Source organism: Natronosporangium hydrolyticum (assembly GCF_016925615.1).
Lineage (GTDB): Bacteria > Actinomycetota > Actinomycetes > Mycobacteriales > Micromonosporaceae > Natronosporangium > Natronosporangium hydrolyticum.
On the sequence record NZ_CP070499.1, the window covers coordinates 5,678,642 to 5,699,854 of the forward strand.

The 21,213-nt window shown below is 71.5% G+C and carries 20 protein-coding genes; 9 read left to right on the plus strand and 11 right to left on the minus strand.

Going from position 1 to position 21,213, the window contains the following annotated elements:
* The first annotated feature begins 26 nt into the window (after window positions 1-26).
* The 6 genes from JQS43_RS25885 (at window position 27) to JQS43_RS25910 (ending at window position 5,946) form a co-directional block, all read left to right on the plus strand.
* Window positions 27-1,658, plus strand: a complete 1,632-nt coding sequence (locus JQS43_RS25885; protein WP_239676969.1) for a protein kinase family protein — start codon at window positions 27-29, stop codon at window positions 1,656-1,658.
* 2 nt (window positions 1,659-1,660) lie between these two features.
* Window positions 1,661-2,308 (plus strand): RNA polymerase sigma factor SigM, encoded by a 648-nt coding sequence (sigM, locus tag JQS43_RS25890; RefSeq protein ID WP_239676970.1) that lies wholly within the window; start codon window positions 1,661-1,663, stop codon window positions 2,306-2,308.
* On the plus strand, window positions 2,305-3,297 hold the full coding sequence (locus JQS43_RS25895; protein ID WP_239676971.1) for a hypothetical protein: 993 nt from the start codon (window positions 2,305-2,307) through the stop codon (window positions 3,295-3,297). Before sigM ends, JQS43_RS25895 begins: the two co-directional genes overlap by 4 nt.
* 140 nt (window positions 3,298-3,437) lie before the next feature.
* On the plus strand, window positions 3,438-4,373 hold the full coding sequence (gene trxB, locus JQS43_RS25900) for a thioredoxin-disulfide reductase (protein ID WP_239676972.1): 936 nt from the start codon (window positions 3,438-3,440) through the stop codon (window positions 4,371-4,373).
* Between the two features lie 45 nt (window positions 4,374-4,418).
* Window positions 4,419-4,739 carry a thioredoxin gene (gene trxA, locus JQS43_RS25905; protein WP_239676973.1) on the plus strand — a complete coding sequence of 107 codons (321 nt, stop codon included), beginning with the start codon at window positions 4,419-4,421 and terminating at the stop codon, window positions 4,737-4,739.
* Between the two features lie 13 nt (window positions 4,740-4,752).
* Window positions 4,753-5,946, plus strand: coding sequence for an N-acetylmuramoyl-L-alanine amidase (locus JQS43_RS25910; RefSeq protein ID WP_239676974.1), 1,194 nt, complete (start codon window positions 4,753-4,755; stop codon window positions 5,944-5,946).
* Here the strand turns inward: JQS43_RS25910 and JQS43_RS25915 are convergent.
* Both JQS43_RS25915 and JQS43_RS25920 read right to left on the minus strand, forming a co-directional pair.
* Window positions 5,829-6,566, minus strand: coding sequence for a GNAT family N-acetyltransferase (locus JQS43_RS25915; protein ID WP_239676975.1), 738 nt, complete (start codon window positions 6,564-6,566; stop codon window positions 5,829-5,831). The genes JQS43_RS25910 and JQS43_RS25915 overlap by 118 nt on opposite strands.
* An 84-nt stretch (window positions 6,567-6,650) precedes the next feature.
* Window positions 6,651-9,629, minus strand: a complete 2,979-nt coding sequence (locus JQS43_RS25920; protein ID WP_239676976.1) for a helix-turn-helix transcriptional regulator — start codon at window positions 9,627-9,629, stop codon at window positions 6,651-6,653.
* Window positions 9,630-9,875: 246 nt separating this feature from the next.
* Here JQS43_RS25920 and JQS43_RS25925 point away from each other — a divergent pair, with 246 nt between their 5' ends.
* Together JQS43_RS25925 and JQS43_RS25930 are read left to right on the plus strand one after the other, a co-directional pair.
* Window positions 9,876-11,219 carry an aminotransferase-like domain-containing protein gene (locus tag JQS43_RS25925; RefSeq protein WP_239676977.1) on the plus strand — a complete coding sequence of 448 codons (1,344 nt, stop codon included), beginning with the start codon at window positions 9,876-9,878 and terminating at the stop codon, window positions 11,217-11,219.
* A complete protein-coding gene (locus JQS43_RS25930; RefSeq protein WP_239676978.1) occupies window positions 11,216-12,169 on the plus strand; it encodes a D-alanine--D-alanine ligase family protein in 954 nt (317 codons plus the stop codon). The genes JQS43_RS25925 and JQS43_RS25930 overlap by 4 nt, the downstream gene beginning before the upstream one ends.
* Window positions 12,170-12,199: 30 nt before the next feature.
* Here JQS43_RS25930 and JQS43_RS25935 read toward each other — a convergent pair whose 3' ends face one another.
* Complete coding sequence (locus JQS43_RS25935) at window positions 12,200-13,177, minus strand: hypothetical protein (RefSeq protein WP_239676979.1); 978 nt, start codon at window positions 13,175-13,177, stop codon at window positions 12,200-12,202.
* Window positions 13,178-13,432: 255 nt separating this feature from the next.
* Between JQS43_RS25935 and JQS43_RS25940 the strand changes: the two genes are divergently transcribed.
* Window positions 13,433-14,116: a DUF1707 SHOCT-like domain-containing protein gene (locus JQS43_RS25940; protein ID WP_239676980.1), complete on the plus strand. Its 684-nt coding sequence runs from the start codon at window positions 13,433-13,435 to the stop codon at window positions 14,114-14,116.
* A gap of 89 nt (window positions 14,117-14,205) precedes the next feature.
* On the opposite strand, the gene JQS43_RS25945 is transcribed toward JQS43_RS25940, so the two are convergent.
* The 8 genes from JQS43_RS25945 to rpmH form a co-directional block, all read right to left on the minus strand.
* The gene (locus JQS43_RS25945; RefSeq protein ID WP_239676981.1) at window positions 14,206-15,273 is read right to left on the minus strand and encodes a ParB/RepB/Spo0J family partition protein; all 1,068 of its coding nucleotides are present in this window, start codon (window positions 15,271-15,273) and stop codon (window positions 14,206-14,208) included.
* Entirely contained in the window at window positions 15,270-16,409 is a 1,140-nt protein-coding gene (locus JQS43_RS26160; protein ID WP_420847721.1) for a ParA family protein, read from the minus strand. Before JQS43_RS26160 ends, JQS43_RS25945 begins: the two co-directional genes overlap by 4 nt.
* A gap of 790 nt (window positions 16,410-17,199) precedes the next feature.
* Window positions 17,200-18,042, minus strand: a complete 843-nt coding sequence (rsmG, locus tag JQS43_RS25955) for a 16S rRNA (guanine(527)-N(7))-methyltransferase RsmG (protein ID WP_239676982.1) — start codon at window positions 18,040-18,042, stop codon at window positions 17,200-17,202.
* Window positions 18,043-18,055: 13 nt separating this feature from the next.
* Window positions 18,056-18,643, minus strand: coding sequence for a Jag family protein (locus tag JQS43_RS25960; RefSeq protein ID WP_239676983.1), 588 nt, complete (start codon window positions 18,641-18,643; stop codon window positions 18,056-18,058).
* Between the two features lie 107 nt (window positions 18,644-18,750).
* The gene (yidC, locus tag JQS43_RS25965) at window positions 18,751-19,842 is read right to left on the minus strand and encodes a membrane protein insertase YidC (RefSeq protein WP_239676984.1); all 1,092 of its coding nucleotides are present in this window, start codon (window positions 19,840-19,842) and stop codon (window positions 18,751-18,753) included.
* Entirely contained in the window at window positions 19,836-20,147 is a 312-nt protein-coding gene (gene yidD, locus JQS43_RS25970; protein WP_239676985.1) for a membrane protein insertion efficiency factor YidD, read from the minus strand. The genes yidC and yidD overlap by 7 nt, the downstream gene beginning before the upstream one ends.
* Window positions 20,144-20,542, minus strand: coding sequence for a ribonuclease P protein component (rnpA, locus tag JQS43_RS25975; RefSeq protein WP_239679578.1), 399 nt, complete (start codon window positions 20,540-20,542; stop codon window positions 20,144-20,146). Before rnpA ends, yidD begins: the two co-directional genes overlap by 4 nt.
* 32 nt (window positions 20,543-20,574) lie before the next feature.
* Window positions 20,575-20,712 (minus strand): 50S ribosomal protein L34, encoded by a 138-nt coding sequence (gene rpmH / locus JQS43_RS25980; RefSeq protein ID WP_239676986.1) that lies wholly within the window; start codon window positions 20,710-20,712, stop codon window positions 20,575-20,577.
* Window positions 20,713-21,213: the final 501 nt, after the last annotated feature.

Genomic DNA, 21,213 nt, shown 5'->3' on the forward strand with positions numbered 1-21,213 from the left:
GGCGACGACTGCGAGGGGAGGTTGGGGTGACCCAGGTCGGCGAGGGTCGCGGAGCCGGTTACAAGGCCGGTGCTCCCACCGACGGTGAAATCCTCGCCGAGCGGTATCAGTTGACCCAACATATAAACACCGACCGGATGGGCCGGCAGATCTGGCGGGGCATGGATGTCGTGCTGCGACGCCCGGTCGCGGTGGTCGTCCGCTACCCCGGTGGCGCCGCCTCCGCGCAGATGCTGCAGGCCGCAGTGGGCGCCAGCCGGATCGTGCACCCCAACCTGGTCGGCGTCTACGACGCGATCGACGAACACACCCGGGCTTACGTAGTGCGGGAGTGGGTGGAAGGGCTGTCGCTGCGCGACCACATCGCGGCCGGCATCTTCGACCCGCCGCACGCGATCGCGGTCGCGCGAGCCTGCGCCGACGCGGTGACGGCAGTGCACACCGCCGGCATGTCCCACGGCAACATCCACCCCGGCACGGTGCTGGTCGACCCGGACGGGCGGGTGGTGCTCGCCGACGCCCACGCCGACGGCGGGTCACCATCCGAAGAGGACATCCGGGCGGTCGGGGCGCTGCTCTACTTCGCGCTCACCGGCTACTGGCCACACGCCGAAGTGGCTGGTCCGGCCAGCCTGCCGGATGCGCTGCGGGACGGCGACGGGGTGTTGGCGGCGCCCCGGCAGGTACGCGCCGGGATCCCCGCCCACCTGGACAACCTCACGATGGATCTGCTCGACCGGCAGCTGCCGGTGCCGAGCGCCGAGCTGGTCGCGGCCGAGTTGACCCGGCTCGACACCGCCCCGGACGCGGCGTATGCCCCGGAGCCCGGGCGGCCGGCACTGCCTGGCTTCTACGGCGCCGCCGACTACCGGTACCAGTACGGCGACCAGCCCGGCGCGCCCGGGCCGGCGCCACACGATCTCCCCCCGGAGCCCGAGCCCGATGTGAGCACCGGGCCGATCCGGTTCCGCGCCCCGGCCGAGGACGGCGCGGCCCGACCGTCCGGTCGACGGCTGCTGTTGGGCCTGGGTGGCCTGGCGGCCGCTGGCGTGGTGGCCCTGCTGGTCGGCCTGGCCTGGGTGACCGGCTCCCCCTCGACCGACCAGGACCCGGCCGGCGGCGGCGACCCGACCGCGACGGCGCCACCGGCCACCGGCGAGCCCGGCGACGAGGCCGCCACCCCCGAGCCGTTGACGATCGGGCCGGACCAGATCCGGGTCGTGGACCCGCCCAGCGGCGACCGCACCGAACTCGACGGCGTCGAGGCCCTGGTCGATGGTGATCTCTCCACCGCCTGGCGCACCGACACCTACAACAGCCCCGGCTTCGGCAACCTCAAGCCCGGCATGGGGCTGCTGATCGACCTCGGGGAGGCGCAGACGATCAGTGAGGTGACGGTGGAGCTGGCCGCCGCCGGCGCCACCGCGGAGCTGCGGGCCGGCGACAGTGATCCGGGCAACAGCTCGGCCGGCGACGAGCAGGTCTACCAGTCCTTCCAACCGATCAGCGACCCGCAGCAGGGTGGCACGACCATGGTGTTCACGCCGAACGATCCCGACGCGAGCCACCAGTATGTGATGGTCTGGTTCACCGACCTGCCCTCGGCCGACGGCGGGTACCGGGTCGAGGTGCAACAGATCGTGGTCGAAGGCTACTGACCATGGCGGAGCCGGCCGCCGGCGAACGCAGCGACCTGGAGCTGTTGCAGGCCCACGTCGCCGGTGACCAGCTGGCGTTCCGGGAGCTGTTTCACCGGCATCGGGACCGGCTGTGGGCGGTCGCGCTGCGCACGGTCGGGGACCGGGAGGAGGCGGCAGACGCGCTGCAGGACGCACTGCTCTCGGCGCATCGGGCCGCCGCCCGGTTCCGCGGCGACGCCGCCGTCACCACCTGGCTGCACCGGATCGTGGTCAACGCCTGCCTGGACCGGGTGCGCCGGCGCCGCGGGCCGCCCACCGTGCCACTTGCCGACGGTGGGCCGGCCGGTGATGACGATCCCCGGGGGCGCGGCAACGAACCGGACGCCCCGGCGGTCGACCACGACACGGTCCTGGTGGTTCGGGACGCGCTCCGGCAGCTGCCCGACGAGCAGCGGATCGCGATCGTGCTGGTGGATCTGGAGGGTTATCCGGTGGCCGAGGTCGCGCAGCTGCTGGCGGTCGCCGAAGGCACCGTGAAGAGCCGCTGCGCGCGGGGCCGGGCCCGGTTGGCGGTCCTGCTCGGGCAGCTACGGGAAGGGAACCCCGCGCCCGGCGCCAGCGTCTCATCCAAGACGGGCCAGACCGCGCCAGAAGGGGGTGTGCGTTGAGCGTTGATCGGGAGCTACTCGCCGACTATCTCGGCGGCGCCCTCGCCGGCACCCCCGACGAGGCCCGGGTCGCCGGGCTGATCGCGGCCGAGCCGGCCTGGGCCACCGCCGCGGCCGAGCTCGCCGAGGCGTTGACCCAGGTCACCGCCGGGCTCGACGGGGTCGCCGAGCTGCCCGCCCCGAGCATGCCGCCGGAGATCGTCGACCGGCTGGATCGCGCCCTCGCGGACGCACCAGCGCTGGTCGCCGCCGGCGGCGAGGCCACCGGCGGCGAGGCCGGCGGGGCGAGCCCGGTCGGACCGCATCCGGGCCGTCCCGGTCGCCGGGATGAGGCGCGCCGGGATGAGGCGCGCCGGGATGAGGCCCGCCGGCATCCGCCGGGCCATCCCGGCCAGCGCCCGCGGCGGCGGCCGGGGCGCCGGGTCGGTGCGGGGTTCGCGGCCGCTGCCGGGGTGGTCGCGTTCGCCGCAGTCGGCGTCGGCGCCTGGCAGCTCGGGCAGTCGCCGACCGCCACCGACGACAGCGTCTCCGCGCCCGCTGCTGAGCAGCCGACTGTCGACGACACCGCCCCCCACCCGCTCGCCGCCCGGCCGGAGCTGCTGGTCAGCGGACGCGACTATCAGCCGGATCCGCGGCAGCTGACGCCGCCGGCCGCTCCGGGGCCCGACGCGGAGGGCGGCCCGCTGGAGCAGTCGGAGGGGCCGAACATCGCCTCGGACGGGGCACCGGCCGGGGCGGTGCCGCCCGCGCTGGATCGGCTCTGGTCCGACCCGCAGGCTCGCGCCAGCTGCCTCGAGCAGGTGACGGCGGCGGTCTCGCCAGCGCCGGCGACGGTGGAGGTGCTCGACTTCGCCCAGGTCGAAGGCGACCCCGCAGTAGTGATCTGGGTCACTGCCGGCGACGGCACCCACTGGGCCTGGGCGGTCGGCCCGGGGTGTGGCAGCAGCACCGCCGGCCTCGACGAGGTCTTCCAGCTCCGGATCTCCTGACCCGGCTGTCCCCGGCTCCGACGGCCGGCGGAAATACCGATCCGTACGATGGCGTTGCGGCAGGCGCGGGATACGTAAGGATCGTAGGGTGCGCGTGAGCGCGGGTGCCGCGAGAACCCACTCGCGGAACGGAGGATCACATGAGTGGCGACGAGGTCCGCAACCTGATCATCGTTGGCTCGGGGCCGGCTGGTTACACCGCCGCCGTCTACGCCGCGCGCGCCAACCTGAACCCTTTGATCATCGAGGGTGTGCAGTCGGGTGGCGCGCTGATGACCACCACCGAGGTGGAGAATTTCCCCGGCTTCCCAGACGGCATCCTCGGCCCAGACCTGATGGACCAGATGCGCAAGCAGGCCGAACGCTTCGGCGCCGAGCTACTCACCGACGACGCCACCGCGGTGGAGCTGGCCGGTGACGTCAAGACCGTCTCGGTGGGCAGCACCACCTACCGAGCCCGGGCGGTGGTGCTGGCGACCGGCTCGGCCTGGCGGCCACTCGGGGTGCCGGGCGAGCAGGAGCTGCTCGGCCATGGCGTCTCCTCCTGCGCCACCTGCGACGGGTTCTTCTTCCGCGACCAGGACATCGCGGTGGTCGGCGGCGGCGACTCGGCGATGGAGGAGGCGACCTTCCTGACCAAGTTCGCCCGCTCGGTGACCATCATTCACCGCCGCGACGAGTTCCGGGCCAGCCGGATCATGGCCGACCGGGCGCTGCAGAACCCCAAGATCCGGGTCGAGTGGAACACCATCATCGACGAGATCGTCGGCGCCGACGGCTCGGTTACCGGGGTCAAAGTGCATGACGTCGCCACTGGCCAGCCGCGGGTGCTGCCGGTCACCGGCGTCTTCATCGCGATCGGCCACGATCCGCGCAGCGAACTCTTCAAGGACCAGGTGACGGTCGACGAGAACGGCTACGTCCAGGTCGCGGCGCCGGCCACCCAGACCGACGTCGCTGGCGTCTTCGCCTGCGGTGACCTGGTCGACCACACCTACCGGCAGGCGATCACCGCCGCCGGCACCGGCTGCGCCGCCGCGCTCGACGCCGAGCGTTACCTCGCCGCCCTCGACTGAGCTTCCCGCGACTGACCCGTCACCCACTCCGAAGGAGCCGCAACCATGGAAACCAAGACCGTCACTGACGCCACCTTCAAAGAAGACGTGCTGCAGTCCAGTACCCCGGTGTTGGTCGACTTCTGGGCCGAGTGGTGCGCCCCGTGCCGCAAGGTCTCCCCGATGCTGGAGGAGATCGCCGGCGAAATGGCTGGTCGGCTCCGGATCGTCAAGATCAACTCGGACGAGAACCCCGAGACGGTCCGCGCCTACCGGGTGATGTCGCTGCCCACCATGACTATTTTCAAAGACGGTGAGCCGGTGAAGTCGGTCGTGGGCGCCAAGCCCAAGGGCGAGCTGGTCCGGCTGATCGAGGCCGCCCTCTAGGCACCACTCCACAATGCGAACCATCCAACGCGGCGACACCGGGCCGGCGGTCACCGAGATCCGGCAAATCCTCGCCCAGCTGGGGCTCCTCCCCGAGACCCCGTCGGCGAACGACGAGTTCGACGAAGTGACCGTCCGGGCGGTGCGCGGCTTCCAACAGTCGCGTGGTCTCACCGCCGACGGTCGGGTCACCGAGGAGACCTGGCAGGCGATGGCCGCCGCCCGGTGGGGGCTCGGCGCCCGCACCCTCTTCCCCTCGATCAGCGATCCGCTCGTCGGCGAGGACGTCCGGGCGTTGCAGGAGCGACTGCTGGAGATGGGCTACGACGTCGGGCGCGCCGACAGCATCTACGGCGTGCGCACCGCCCGGTCGCTCGCCCAGTTCCAGCGCGAGGTGGGGCTGGCACCGGATGGTTCCTGCGGCCCGCAGACGCTGCAGGCGCTGCGGCGGCTCGGCCGCAAGGTGGTCGGCGGGCGGCCGCAGGTGCTGCGGGAGTCGGAGCGGCTGCGCCGGGCCGGCCCGGCCCTGCTCGGCAAGCGTGTGGTGGTCGACCCGGGCCACGGCGGCACCGATCCCGGCGTGCTGGTTCAGCGCGCCCGCGAGCAGTGGCGGGAGGCCGACCTGGTCTGGGATCTCGCCTCCCGGCTAGAGGGGCGGCTCACCGCCGCCGGGGTGCGGGTCAACCTCACCCGCGGCCCGCAGCTGGCTACCTTCATGCCGGACCGGGCCCGGGCCGAACTCGCCAACGAACTCGGCGCGGACCTGTTCATCTCGCTGCACCTGGACGCCCACACAAATCAGGCGGCCGGCGGCGTCGCCGCCTACCATTACGGCGCACAGGGTGGGGTCACCTCCACCGTCGGCGAGCGGCTCGCCGGCCTCGTACAACGGGAGATAGTCGCCCGGACCGGGCTGCGGGACTGCCACACCCACGCGAAGAGCTGGGATCTGCTCCGGTTGACCCGGATGCCGGCGGTACGGGTGGACATCGGTTACCTCACGTCACCGCTGGACCGTCAGCAGCTGACCGACGCCCGGACCCGGGACATCGTCGCCGACGCCATCCTCGCGGCCGTACAGCGGATGTATTACCCCTCCGAATCCGATGTGGCGACCGGCACCATCGATGTCCGGCAGCTTCGCCAGGAGCTGGCCGCCGGCACCGCCAGCGGCACCCCAGCCGCGGCCACCGACAGTTCATCCTGAACCGTGCCGGCGACCGGCTCGCCGGCACGTTCGAGCTCACTCGCTCCGGCCACCACCCACCAGCTCGGCCCTCGGTGCAGGTCCAGCCGTAGCCGGGGGTAACGCGGGTGCGGGTGGATCGTCTTGAAGCCGACCGAGACGTAGAAATCGGCCGGTGCGACGCAGCCGCTCACCAGCGCCGGACCCGCCTCCCCCGGAGACCGGTCACCGAACGCCTCCACCGCCCGGAAGCCTCGATCACCAAGGTCCCGCACTGCCGCCTGCACCAGCGCCCGGCCCAGACCAACCCCGCCGTACGCCGGGGAGACCTGCACCGCGGCGATGACGATCGCGTCGGCCGAGGGTGGGCCGGTCGGGAACTGGTGACCGCCGGGCAGGTAGTTCGGCGGGGCGTAGAGCACATAACCGGCGGGGGTCTCGTCGACGTAGCCGACCTTGCCGCAGCAGCCCCACTCCAGCAGGGTCTGCGAAACCCACGCTTCCTTCTCCAACGCTGGGTCGCCCGCGAGCGCGACCTGCCCGGCCGCGACCGGGCTCAGCTCCCAGAAGACGCAGCCGCGGCAGGTGCCCGGTAGATCCGAGAGCGTGTCCAGCGTCAGGTTCGCCAGTCGCCGTACCATCAGCTCCTCCCAATCGCGGATCGTACGCCGCGACGAGAAGCCCCGGGGTGGATAAGCCAGATCTCGGCGGCTGTCGAGAGTCGGTCACCCGGTGGGGCGGGCCTCCGACTCGGCCACCAGCCCTTCCTCCACCACCCGGACCGCCAGCTCGGTCCGGGACGACACCCCCAACTTGCGCATCACCGACGCCAACTGGCCAGCTACCGTGCGGGGCGACTTGTGCAATACCTGGGCGATCTCCCGGTTGGTCTTGCCGGCGAGCACCAGCTTGATCACCTCTAGCTCGCGGGGCGACGGTTGGGTCCCGTAGCCGCGCCGGCCGCCCCGCCAAGGCCGCCGCACATCCACCCCGTACTCCCGCAACTGCCGCCCGACCCGTTCTTCATCCGCCCGGGCGCCCAACTCCGCCAGCCCTTGCCAGACCCGGGTCAGCAGTTCCTGGCCCGACTGCTCCGCCCCCTCGGCGAACAGGCACCGCGCCTGCCGCTCCTGCGCCAACAACACCTCGTACGGGCGGGGTAGCCGCTGCCAAGCCTCGGCGGCGGCCGCGTACCGGGCGGCGGCCGGCGCCCCCTGCCCCTCGGCGAGCAGCGCCTGGCAAGTCGCCAACCCGGCCAGGCTCGCCGGCACTGGCCGCTCCCGGACCCCCTGCTCGTACGCGGTCACCAGCTCGACGGCTTCGTTGAGCTTTCCGGCGGTGGTCAACGCCGCGACCCGGACCGGTGCCAGCGCGGTGGCGAACAGCCACACCTGCTTCGACACCACCGGCGCGAGCGGCGCCGCGGTCACCGCCAGCGCCTCACCCACCCGGCCCTCGGCGAGGCGGAGCCGGCCCAGCCCGGCGGCGAGATCCAGCTCATCCTCGATGGCTCCGAAGTGGCGGGCGTCCCGCATGGCGGCGGTGAAGTACTCCTCACCCCGCCGCAGCGACCCGTCGACCGTATGCCACCAGCCGAGCAGCCGCGCCGCGTTGAGCGCCACCAACGGCTCGGTATCTTCATCGTGCGCGACGGCGGTCAGCTGCGGCTCCAGCTCCTGCCAGTGACCGCTCAGCCAGGCCAGCTCCACCTCCCCGAAAGCGATCTTCGACCGGATCCGCGGATAGTGTTCGGCGTCGGCGAGCGCCATCCCTTCGGCCAGCCACCGCCGCGCCCGGTCGTACAGGCCCCACAAGGTCGCGGCGGTGCCAAAGTTGAGGCAGGCTCGACACCGCTGCCGCCGCAACGCCGGTGAGTCTGATTCGGATACCGCCGGCAGTGCTGACGCGACCTGCCAACCCTCATCGTCCCCCAGCTGGAGCAGGGCCACGGCCCGGTCGGCCTGCAACGAGGTGCGCTCCACCGGAGAGAGCCGGCTGTGGTCGAGCGCGGCGGCGCGGCGCAGCCACTCCCGGTGCGCCTGCGCCCCCCACGGCCCGAGCCACGGCCATCCCAGATAGGTCATGACCCGCCCGGCCTCGGCGGTGTCCTGACCCAGGTGCGGGATGGCTCGTTCGAGCTCCGTCTGCGCCGCGGCCAGGTCGCCCTGCTGGGCGAGTAGCCGACCCAGCGGGTTGCGCAGCTGGGCCTGCTCGCGGTCGTTCAGACTCCCGGTCTCGACCACCCGCCGGAGCACCGCAACCACCCGCTGATGCAGCTCATCGACCTGCTCCCGGCGACCGAGGGCGATCGTCGCCAGCCGCCGCGCCAGCCGTAGCTGGGTCTCCGGCGGCAGCTGGTCGGCGGCGTGCAGCAACTCGGTGAGTAGCGCGGTCGCGGTGGTGTGGTCCCCGCCAGCGACCGCGCGCTCGGCCGCCTGCTCCGCGAAGTGACTCCACTTCTCGACCTGGTTGGCTTCCCGGAAGTGCCGGGTCAGCGCCACCACCGGCGGCGGGTCGAGCCGCTCCAACTGCTCACCGGCGAGCCGATGCAGGCGGCGCCGCTCCGCCCCGGGGATCGCCTCGTAGACCACCTGGCTCATGAAGGCGTGCCGAAACGTCAACCGCAACCGTTCATCTTCCCGCAGCAGCCCGGAGGCGACAGCTTCGCTGATCGCCGCGGACATCGGCTCCGACGATGCCGGCGACACCGGGTCGGCGGCCGGCGGCACCGGGTCGGCCACAGCGCGGGAAGGGCCGCCGACCACACCCGCCACCACGGTCACGGTGTCCCCCGGAGTCGGCTCCGCGAACACCGCCGCTGCCTGGAGCACCTGTTGGGCGGGGCGGGTCAGCCGCTGCACCCGCTCCAGCACCGAATCCCGGATGGTCGGCGAGACCTGCAGATCGGGCAACAACCGCCGGACCCATTCACCGTTTCGGCGGAACAGATCGGCCCGGTCGCGGAGCAACCGGACCGACTCCTCCACCGCCAGCGGCACCCCGCCGGTCCGCTCGTGCAGAAACCGCGCGAACTCCATCGACACCGGCTCGTCACCGAGCATCGACGAGACCATCCCGGCGGTCTGCAACACGTCCAGCGGCGCCAGCCCGATCCGCAGCTGGGTGGTGCCGACCGGCAGCCGCGACGACAGCCGGAGCAGCAGCGAGCCTGGCGGCACATCGGCCGGCCGGTACGTCACCAACAGACTGGGCGGCTCCGCCTGTTGGCGGGAGGCCCGGTGCGACGCCAGGAAAAGCAGGAACTCCATGGTGACCGGATCCGCCCAGTGGACGTCCTCGACGATCACGCCGGTAACGCCCATCGCCCGGATCAACTCCGCCAGCGCCCGGAACAGTCGATGCCGGGCAGCCTTCGCATCGTCCAGCGGGGCCGGTAGCGGCGGCAGATCATCTGCCCACTCCGGCAGCAACGGTCGCAGCGCACCGGCGAGCGCGGTCAACGGTAGGCCCGCCACCCCCTCACGCGCCTGCCGCACCGCGTCCACGATCGGGCCCAGCGTCAACGCCTCGCGAAACGGCGGGCACACCGCCACCAGCAGCCGGTGCCGCTGCCCGATCGGAGCAGCCAGGAACTCCTGCACCAGGCGACTCTTGCCAGCACCGGGCTCAGCCTCGACCAGGACCACGGCCGGAGGCTGCGACAGCGCCTGCCCGAGCGCCGCCACCTCGCGTTCACGCCCCATGAACGCGGGTGCGGAAATCTCAGACCGGGGGATAGCCTGCCGATCACCCACCATTGTGAGCGAAACCTACCACCGACGAACGAGGGATGCCTCCGCTGAACGGACAGCGATCCCGCGGGACGTTTCCGGTGACGGCCAGGTGTCCGCATGACGGAAATCACCGCACGCGGCCGGGGTGAGCTGGCGAGAATCGATACCATCGACCGAACGACGGGTTGACGGTAGCTGAGCCGAGGGAGCAGCCCCATGACCGGATCCGGCACCACCCTGGATGACTACACCGACCGCTACGCGCAGCGGGTGCGGGGCATGACCGCCTCCGAGATCCGTGCCCTGTTCGCGGTCGCCAGCCGCCCGGAGGTGGTCTCACTCGCCGGCGGTGCGCCCTACGTCTCGGCGTTGCCACTCGACGCGGTCGGCGAGATGCTCGGCCGGCTCGCGCTGGACCACGGGGCCACCACCCTCCAGTACGGGATCGGCCAAGGCACCCTTGAGCTACGGGAACGCATCTGCGAGGTGATGGCGCTCTCGGGCATCGACGGAGACCTGGGCGCCTCCCCGGAAGACGTGGTGGTGACCGTCGGCGGCCAGCAGGCGCTCGACCTGGTCGCCCGGCTCTTCCTCGACCCCGGCGATGTGGTGATCGCGGAAGGCCCCACCTACGTCGGCGCGCTCGGCGCTTTCCAGGCCGCCCAGGCCGAGGTGGTGCACGTGGCCATGGACGACGACGGCCTGATCCCGGAGGCGTTGGAGGCGGCGATCACCCAGGTGGCTGCCGCCGGCAAGCGGGCGAAGTTCCTCTACACCATCCCTACCTACCAGAACCCGGCCGGCGTCACCCTCTCCGAACCCCGCCGCGAGCGGGTGCTCGAGATCTGCGAGCGCGCCGGGCTCCTGGTGGTCGAGGACGACCCGTACGGCCAGCTCGGGTTCGAGGGCGACGCCCCCGCCCCGCTGCGGGCCCGCCGCCGAGACGGGGTCTTCTACCTCTCCACCTTCTCCAAGACCTTCGCCCCGGGCTTCCGGGTCGGCTGGGTGCTCGCCCCCCACGCGGTCCGGGAGAAGCTCGTGATCGCCAGCGAAGCGCAGATCCTCTGTCCCAGCGCCTACGCACAGGCCGCGGTCACCGCGTACCTCACCAGCATGCCCTGGCGCGAGCAGCTCAAGTCGTACCGGGAGATCTACCGCGACCGACGCGACGCGCTGCTGGACTCGTTGACTCAGTTGATGCCCGAGGGCAGCCACTGGACCCGCCCCGCTGGCGGGCTGTTCGTCTGGGCAACGCTGCCGGACGGGCTCGACGCCAAGGCGATGGTGCCCCGGGCGTTGAGCGCCCGGGTCGCGTACGTGCCCGGCACCGGCTTTTACGCCGACGGTGACGGCACCGCCAACCTTCGGCTCAACTTCTCGTTCTCCGCGCCCGACCGGATCCGGGAGGGGGTCCGTCGACTCGCCAGCGTCGTCGAGCAGGAGCTCTCGATGCGGAGCGTCTTCGGTGCGGTTCATCGCGGCGGGGCGCCCGATGATCCGGTGACGCTGCTCGACGTCGCTGAGGCTGGCCCACCACCGCAGCCGGAGAGCGGGCGGTGAGCCCGCGGGTCCTGGTCCTCGCCGGCGGTCTGTCGCACGAGCGGGAGGTCTCGCTGAAGTCGGGGCGACGCGTGCTCGACGCCCTCCGGACCGCTGGCGTCGAGGCGGAGCTGCACGACGCCGACGTGAGTCTGCTGCCGCTGCTCGCGGCCGACCCGCCGGACGCGGTGGTGATCGCCCTGCACGGCGCGACCGGCGAGGACGGCTCGCTGCGGGGGGTGCTCGACCTGTGCGGGGTGCCGTACGTCGGCGGCGATGCCCGCGCCGCCCGGCTCGCCTGGGATAAGCCTTCCGCCAAGACGGTGCTGCGCGAGCACGGCATCCCGACGCCCGACTGGGTGGCGCTGCCCCACGAACGCTTCTCGGAGCTGGGCGCGGTGGCGGTGCTGGAACGCATCGTCGCCCGGCTCGGCACGCCGCTGATGGTCAAGCCGGCGCAGGGTGGTTCGGGCCTCGGCGCGGCGGTGGTCAGCGACACCGAATCTCTGCCGGCGGCGATGGTGGGCTGCTTCGCCTACGACCAGACCGCGCTGGTGGAGCGCTACGTTCCCGGCGCCGATGTCGCGGTCACCATCCTCGACCTGGGCGATGGGCCGCGGGCGCTGCCGGCGGTGGAGATCGTGCCGCAGGGCGGCGTCTACGACTACGCCGCCCGCTACACCGCGGGCCTCACCACGTGGCACGCGCCGGCCCGACTTACCGAGCCGGTCAGCGAGCGGGTCGCCGCGACCGCGCTCGCGGCGCATCAGGCCCTCGGCCTACGGGACCTGTCCCGGGTCGACCTGATCGTCGACGCGGAGGGCGCGCCGCACGTGCTGGAGGTGACGGTGGCGCCGGGGATGACCGAGACGTCGCTGCTGCCGATGGCGATCCACGCCGCGTCGCTGGAGCTCGGCGATGTCTTCACCGCCCTGGTCGGCCGGGCGGCGGCCCGCTCCGGCCAGGGCTGACCCCAGCAACCACCGCCCGACCTGATCTCGCTAGCTCCGCGGGTCGGCAGCGCCGGGCGAGGCCGGCGCAACACTGCCGGTCGGCTGGGTCTCCCCGGCCGGCGGCGATTCGGAGCTGGCGCTCCCGTCCGGGTCACTCATCCGACCGCCGGCCAGCGCATCATCTTGCGCCGCAACCCCGTGCGATGCCGCCGGCTCCTCGTGGCTGCCGTTCGGGCCGTGCCCGTCGCCAGCCGACTCGACGCCGCGACCTTCACCGGCGTCGTCGTCCGCGCCATGGCGCTCACCGGCGCCGTCGTCCGCGCCGTGACCCTTGCCGACGCCGCGGTACCCACCGGAAGCGGCACCGGCGCCGCCGTTACCGGGGGCGGTCGACGGCCGAGCGCCGCCGGGCTCGCCGGGAGCCGGCACCAACTGTTCGAAGGATGCCGGAGCCTGCCAGTTGATGTGCGGCGGCTCGGCCAGCGGCGTACCGCCGAACTCGGCCAGCCAGGCAGCGATCAGGGCGAGATTCTCCCGCCACTGCACCTCGCTCACCGGCGGCAGAATCTCATCCCACAAGGTGAGGAAGGTGCCGCGCAGCTGAAGCCGACCGTAGGGCCGAGCCATGAACCAGACGTGCAGGTGGGCGGCCCCGTCGCCCCAACGATTCATGTGGACCCGCGCGACGCCCTCCAGGGAACGGATCGCCCGCTCCAGGCGTACTGACATGACGCCCAGCTCGGCCGCGAGCATGTTCGGCAGGTCCCCCAAGTCAAGGTGGGAGCGGGACTCCAGGATCAGCACCATCGGGAGTCCGCTTGGCCGGTCCATGCTACGGACCCGCCAGTTGTCGTTGACCCAGATGTATGCGCTGTCGGGCGTCTGGCACTTGGCGCAGTCTGCCTTGTCTTCGCCCCTGCGCGGCGGCTCGACCGCCACCGGCTCATCGAGCTGCTTGATCTGCAGCTTGCCTTCGAACGGGAACGAGGGCCACTGCACGAAGGAGGGTAGGGAGGTCTCGGACACGACGATGAGCGTAGCTGACCTGACCCCAACAGACCTCACCCGGAAGGCTCGTCCGGCCCGGTTCCCGCGGCGACTGTGAGCCGTAGTCCACAGGCCTGCACCCCCATCCACACGGTGTTTCACGTGGAACGCGCCCCCCTGTGGATAAGTTCTGTGGATGACGCACCACCCGGATCGCAACCGCCCAAGTCTCGATTCCCGCCAACCCCGTTTAAGCTGGAGTCCGATTCCTCACCTCGACAACAAGGAGACACCGTGGGTACGGAGACGGGGCCGCAAGTGCCGCCGGAGGGGTCGCGGGCGGCCGAGAACCCGCCAGCGTTGCGCGCATCGGACGAGGAACGCCACCAGCTCGTGGAGCTCCTAGGCGAGCACGCCGCCGCGGGCCGCCTCTCCCTCGGTGAACTTGAGGAACGAGTGGGGCGCGCCTACGCCGCGGTGACCCAGGCGGAGCTCGCCGAGCTGACTCGGGACCTCCCCGGACGTTCGGCCGCCGCACAAGAGGTGGCGGAGCGACCAGAGAAGAAGCGGCGGTCCCGCTGGCTCTTCGCGATCCTGGGTGGGTCGACCCGCCGGGAGCGGCGGTACGGCGAGCAGATCAACGTCATCTCGATCATGGGCGGCGATGATCTCGACCTCCGGGAGGTCGAGATCGAGGGGTCCGAACTCGTTATTAACGCGGTCTCAATCATGGGCGGCGCGACCGTCTACGTGCCGGACACGGTGGACGTGGAGATCACCGGCCCGACGATCATAGGTGGCAACGATGAGCGCGGAAGTCAGCGCGCCGCCCGAACTGGAGCCCCGCTGATCCGCATCCGCGCCTTCGCCCTTCTGGGCGGGATCGACGTCTGGCGGCTACCGGCTGAGTCGCGCGGGAAGCGACTGAAGGAGGCCCGCCGCGACGCGAAGGCCCTTGAGAAACGCGGTGAAGGGTAGCGCTGGTTCCACGTGAAACGGCGGCCCCCCACCCGGTCGGGTGGGGGGCCGCCGTTTCACGTGGAACCAGAACGCCGAAAGCGGGGGCTTCACTCCTGCAGCGACTGTTCCTGCTCTACCCCGATCAGGTCAACGATCCGCTCCAGATCGTCAACGGTGGCGAACTCGATAGTGATCTTGCCTTTGCTGCGACCAAGGTCGACCTTGACCCGGGTGTCGAACCGGTCTGAGAGCCGGTCGGCAAGGTCGGTCAGCGCCGGGGAGTGGGGCTTGTTCCGCCGTTTGGCGGCGGCCTTCCGGCCGCTCTCCGGATCCGCCAGCACCAGCGCAACCGCTTCCTCGGTGGCCCGGACCGACATCCCCTCGGCCACCACCCGGGATGCGAGCGCCTCCTGCGCGTCGTGGTCCTCCAAACTCAGCAACGCCCGAGCATGCCCCGCCGACAGCACACCGGCGGCCACTCGACGCTGCACCGGCGCAGGAAGGTTCAACAGCCGGATGGTGTTCGAGATCTGCGGCCGGCTCCGGCCGATTCGCCGACCCAGCTCCTCGTGCGTCGCGCCGAACTCCTCCAGCAGCTGTTGGTAGGCGGCCGCCTCCTCCAGCGGGTTCAGGTCGACACGGTGGATGTTCTCCAGCAACGCGTCCCGCAGCATCGCGTCGTCACGGGTGTCGCGCACCATCGCGGGGATGGTCTCCCGCCCGACCGCCTGGGCCGCTCGCCACCGGCGTTCACCCATCACCAGCTCGTACTTGTCGGCCCCCAGCTCCCGGACCACGACCGGTTGGAGCAGCCCGACCTCCTGGATCGAGGTCTTCAGCTCCTCCAACGCCTCCTCATCAAAGGCGTGTCGTGGCTGTTTGGGGTTGGGCACGATCGCCGTGGTGGGGATCTCGGCTAGCCGAACGCCGGGCACCGGCGCCAAGGCGGGCTCCGGTGCGATCGGCTCCGGTGCGATCGGCTCCGGTGCGATCGGCTCCGGTGCGATCGGCTCCGCCAGCGGCGACTCTGGCGGGGCCACCGCTGCTGCTACCGCCGGCTCCTCGGCCACGGGGGCGGGCGCAGCAGGCGGCGGGGCGGGCGGCGGGTCCGCCGCCCCGGTCGGGATCAACGCCCCGAGGCCCCGGCCCAGGCCTCCACGTGGACGGCTCTTCATGCTTCCTCTCCTCGCTTAGCACCGCGCTCGGCGATCTCCAGGGCGGCTTCGAAGTAACTGGTGGCGCCCCGCGACCCCGGATCGTATGTCATCACAGACTGCCCGTAGCTGGGCGCCTCCGACACTCGGACGTTCCGAGGAATCACCGCCTTGAGCACCTTCTCCCCGAAGTGGGTCCGGACATCCTGCTCTACCGCGTCGGCCAACCTGGTACGGCGGTCGTACATGGTGAGCAGGATGGTGCTGATGTCCAGGGTGGGGTTCAGGTGCGCCTGCACCATGTTGATGTTGTTGAGGAGCTGGTTGAGCCCTTCCAGGGCGTAGTACTCGCACTGGATGGGGATCAACACCTCCTTCGCCGCCACCAGCGCGTTGACCGTCAGCAACCCCAGCGACGGCGGGCAGTCGATCAGCAGGTAGTCGAACTCGTCCGGGTAGGCAGCGATGGCGCGGCCCAGTCTGGACTCCCGCGCGACTACCGAGACCAACTCGATCTCCGCACCGGCGAGGTCGATCGTGGCCGGGACGCAGGCCAGATTGGGGATCCCCTCGACCGGCTGCGCCACCTCCGCCAACGGCACGCCGTTCACCAGACAGTCGTAGACATCCGGAACGCCGGCGTGGTGCGGAACGTTCAGCCCGGTCGAGGCGTTGCCCTGCGGATCGAGGTCGACGACCAGCACCCGGTTGCCGTGCAACGCCAGCGACACGGCGAGGTTCACCGCCGAGGTGGTCTTGCCGACCCCGCCTTTCTGGTTGGCGACGCACATGATCCGCGGCGCGACCGGCCGCGGCATGGTGACGTCGCCGCTCGGGTTGAGCACTTGGACCGCCCGTTTGGCCTCCATCGCCAACGGCGGATCGTCGTCGCTGGGCCTGGCGGTCGCCGCCGCCGACCCGGCCGACGCCGGAGCCGGCTCGGCGGTCTCCGTGGCGCCCGGCAAGCCACCCGACATCTCCGTGGCGCCCGGCGGGCCCTCGGCTGCCGGCGCCGCTGGCGGCGCCGAGGAGGCGGGCGCTGGCGGCGCCGAGGAGGCGGGCGCTGGCGGGGCCGGCGGCGATAACGGCGGCGCCGCTGGCGGCTCGGGCTCGACGGCGCTTACCGCCGGCTCCTCCCCGCGGCTTGCCGCGTCCAATAGCGCGCCGTCCGGTAGCGCTTCATCGAACGGCGCTCCCCCGGCTACCGCTCCGCCGGATACCGGGCTGGCCGCCGAGGAGTCCGGCAACCAGTCGTCCGCAGCGGGGTCTTCGCCGCCGAGCGCGGGGGATCCGTCGCTCACGGGCTCGGACTGCCGGCCGGCCGCCTCCGTCATCACGGCGGCCAGCTCGGCAGGGTCCACCTTGGCCAGGATCGACCCCGGCACCTGGGCTACCGCCCGAAACGGCCCCGGTACCCGTTCGCCTACCGGATAGTCGCCCGAGCCGGTCACGGGGGCTTCAACCGGTCGCTCCGCTCGATCTGCGCCGCTCATCGTCGGTGGTTCCGAGCCGACGGTCTCCGGCCGCCGGTCCGCCGCTGACGCGGGGCCGGCCCCGGAGGTGGGGGCGGGCACGGGATAACCCGGTACCGGCCCCCCGGTATCCGCCTCGGATCGCTCTGCCGCCCCCGCTCCGGGCATCGTCGTTTCACGTGGAACGGTGCCGGCGTCGACCCCGCCCACATTGCTCATGCCGTAGTCACGCACGTCTCAATCCCTACCCGCTGTGGACGCACCGCCTGATCACGGTGCGGGGTGGCGCAGCGGCTGCCCCGCGCTCGGGTCGCCCGGCCGGACAGGCCGCGCCTGGCAAGCGTACGGCCGACGCGCTGACAAAGCCACGCCGGTTCTCACCGATCCACCATTCTGGTATCCGGCTACCAAGGCAACCCCGCCGCGCCGGAACGCCGGCTCCGGTCTGCGCGACACAGTCGGCCCAGCGCTCAGGTCACCGCAACGGCCGGCGCCGAGCCGCACCGCGACCACGCCCCTCGCCACCCTTGACCCGAGCTTGCGTCGCAGACTCCGCACGTCCGCGACGCGGCCCGCTGGGGACGGTCGTCACTACCCGCTCCCGGACAAACTCCACCACAGTGGCGGGTTGTGTGAGCAGACCCTCGCCGCACCGGTGGATCGCCGGAGGGCCCCCGCCGTGACCGCGAACAGCCTCCCGATGGGTCTCGAGCTCTGACTCCGCGGAGTCACCCTTCATCGCGACGACCACACCGCCGACCGCCGTGAGCGGTAGGCACCAGGCTGCGAGCTGATCCAGCTGCGCCACCGCGCGGGAGAGCACCACATCGGCGAGGGGTAGTTCGCCGACGCACTCCTCCGCCCGGGCTCGCACCACCCGAACCCGGGAGCCCAGATCGAGGGCCCCGACCACCTCGGTCAGGAACGCCGTCCGGCGCGCCATAGAATCGACAAGCGTCACTGTCAAATCGGGTCGGGCGACCGCCAGCACCAGGCCGGGTAGCCCGGCGCCCGTACCGACATCGAGGACGGTGGCTCCGCCCGGCACCCGCTCCGCGACCGCGGCGCAGTTGAGCAGGTGGCGCTGCCAGAGTCGGGGCGCCTCCCGCGGCCCGATCAACCCTCGCAGTACGCCGTCGGTCGCCAGTAGCCAGGCGTACTGCTCGGCCAGCGGCAACTGCGCGCCGAAGAGCGCCTCGGCGGCGGCCCGCTCCGAGCCGGTCAGCTCGACGGCCAGCTCATCCTCGGCTCCGTTGGTCGGGGTGGCCGCCGACGGCGAAGCGTCGGCGGCTCCCGGCTGCTGATCAGAAGCGGTCATCGGGTACCGCAGATCACTCCGCGCGGACCACGATCCGGCGGTTCGGCTCTTCGCCCTGCGACTCGCTCGCGACGCCATCGGTCGCGTTGATCACGTCGTGGACACACTTGCGTTCGAACGCCGACATCGGTTCCAGCCGCACCGGCTGGCCGTGCTCGTGAACCCGTTCGATGGCGTTACGGGCCACCGCAGCGAGTTCGTTGCGCCGACTGTTGCGGTAGCCACCGATGTCCAGCATCAGTCGACTCGGCTCACCGGTACGCCGGTACACCGCCAGGCGCGCCAGGTCCTGGAGCGCCTCCAGGGTGGCCCCGCGCTGGCCGACCAGGGTCTGCAACTGGCCGCCGACGACCTCGACCATCGGGCGCCCGTTCGCGACCAGCTCATCAATGTCCCCGTCGAGGTCCAGCACGTCCAGCAGGCCCTCGACGTAGTCCGCGGCTATCTCGCTCTGCGCGAAAAGTTCGTCCTCGCTGGCGGGCTCCGGCTCGCCGGGCTCCTCGTCCTCCTCGGTCGCCGCAGCCGCCGCTGCCTCCTCCGCCGACGGCGGGACCGGCTCGGTCTCGTCGGGGCGCGAGTCGTCCACCGAGCGAGCGGTCATGTCAGTCAATGTATCTCTCCGTCACCGGTAAGCGGCCCACCTGCGGGCCGGTGGTTCAGTTGCGGTCGGGCGCTCGGGGGCGTCGCGACCACGGGCGCGCACCTCGATCAGCCAGAGTTCGGCGTCGAGCTCTTCCGCTTCGGGGGGATGTTCTTCGACGGCGGGACCCGCTTCGGGGGGACGTTCTTCGGCGGCGCCTTCTTCGGCTTCACCGGCTTGGCGCCTGGCCGGGGGGCGAGCTGTTTGCCGTCGACCTGCGGCGCGTCGTCGGCTGGCGCGTCCTTGCCCTTACCGTCCTTGCTGCCCTTGCCGTTGGCCTTGCCGCCGCCGAGCGGCAACGGGCCGGAGACGCCGCCCTTGGCGTCCTTCGGCTGCGGCGGCGGTGGGTACTTCCGCAGCACCCACTGCTGCTGGGCGAGGGAGACAAGGTTCTGGACCACCCAGTAGATGATCACGCCGAGCGGGAAGAAGGCGCCCGAGAAGAGCAGCAGGAACGGGAGCCCGTAGACCATCAGCCGCTGCATCATCAGCTGGGTCGGGTCGGTGGCCCAGCCGGTCTTGAGGATCATCTGCTTCGCGGTCAGGTAGGTCGTGATCATCATGATCACGACCAGGATCCCGATCACGACCCGGACCGCGGCGATGTTGGCGTCCAGCTCGTCGAAGCGGCTGAAGTCCTGATCGAAGAATTGCGAGGCGATCGGCGCCCCGAACAGCTGCGCCAGCGACGCGCTCTGGAACTGGTCGAAGGTCCAGGTGTAGAGCGTGGTGTTGGAGGCCTGCTCGCTGACCTGGCCGGTCTCCACCGCGACCGCCCGGGTCGGGTCGAGCCGCCGCAAGATCCAGAAGAGGCTGATGAAGACCGGGATCTGCAGGAAGAGCGGGAGGCAGCCCATCAGCGGGTTGGCCTTCTCCCGCCGGTAGAGCTCCATCATCTCTTTCTGGAGCGTCTCCCGGTCACCCTTGTGCTTGTCCTGCAGCTCCTTCATCTGGGGCTGCAGCGCCTGCATCGCCCGCTGCGACTTGATCTGCTTGACGAAGAGCGGGAAGAGGATGATCCGGACCGTGATCACCAGGAAGACGATCGCCAGGATCCAGTCCCAGTTGGTGGCCAGGATCTCGCGCCCGTCCAGGAACGACCAGACGTCATGCCAGCGGAGCAGAATCCATGAAATGGCGGTATACAGCCAGTTCAACACTGTGTGGCTCCAGTCGCGTCTTTCTCGGGCACCGGGTCGTACCCACCGGGATGGAAGGGGTGGCAGCGCAGCAGCCGCCGGACCGCGAGGCCGGTGCCACGCAGTGCGCCGTGCCGCGCGAGCGCCGTCAGGGCGTACGCGCTACAAGACGGGTAGAACCGGCAACGTGCCGGCATAGCCGGGCTCAGCCACCGACGGTACGCGATGATGGGGGCAGCGAGAAACCGGCCACCCCAGGTCGTGGGCCGGGGGATGCCGGTGGTGACGGGCCGCTCGTCGGCGGTTGGGCCCTGCTCGGAGGTCATCGGGCCGGCTCCGCTCGCCCCGAACGGCCTCGGGTGATACTCCGGAGGGCACCGACCAGGTCTGCGCTGAGCCGGGCCGAGCTGGCGCCAGCGGCGGCCGGCAACGCCCGGACCACCAACAGGCTGCCGGGCGGCAGCTCCGCTAGGTGCGGGCGGACCAGCTCACGCAGCCGGCGACGGACGGTGTTGCGGACGACCGCCCCACCAACCGCCTTCGAGACGATGAAGCCGGCCCGCGGCGGCGCGTCAACGCCGCCCGGTGCCGGTGGTTGGTCGGGCCGGTCACCAGGGCGGCGGAGGTGAACCACCACCGTGGCACGCCCGGCCCTACGGCCGGCGCGAACCGCCGCCGTGAACTCGCTCCGCCGCCGCAGCCGGTGTGCCCGGTCGAGCATCCACGTCCCTCCGGCCATCGCCTCTGGCCGGGTCAGGCCGAGAGCCGGGCCCGGCCCTTCTGGCGGCGAGCACGGATGATCGCCCGCCCGGCGCGGGTGCGCATGCGCAGCCGGAACCCGTGGGTCTTCTTACGCTTGCGGTTGTTCGGCTGGAAAGTGCGCTTGCTCACGTCAGGCTCTCCGAATCAGTTCCGGGAGGATAGGGCCAACACCCAAGCGTAGCAACCCTCGCCGCGACCGCCCGAGCGCAGCCCGAGCGCCGGGGTGGGAACCGGGCGGCAGGGGCCGTTCACCACTTTGACCCCGGCGGTCCCGCCAGTCAACCAAGTTGCCGGCAATTATCCACAAACAGGGCAAAAGGGTGTGGACAGCGGTTGTCTTCCTGTGGACAACACTGTTAGCGTGCGCCTCTGCCGTCTATCAGTCGCCGCAACTCGCCCCTGCGAAAAACGGAACCGTCAGCGGTAGTCGGTCGTTCGCCACTTGTACCCACCTGCACAGCTCCGGTGGTCGGCGGTGTCCGACCTCCGGCCGGGCGTGTTGGTCGACTGATACACAGGCTGTGGATAACGTGTGGACGACGCCGCGACCGGGGTGAATAGTCGGTGGCTGGGCCGCTCGCGCGCAAGGCGGTACCCAGGCAGGGGGTGGACGACGTGGGGGAGGCTGCC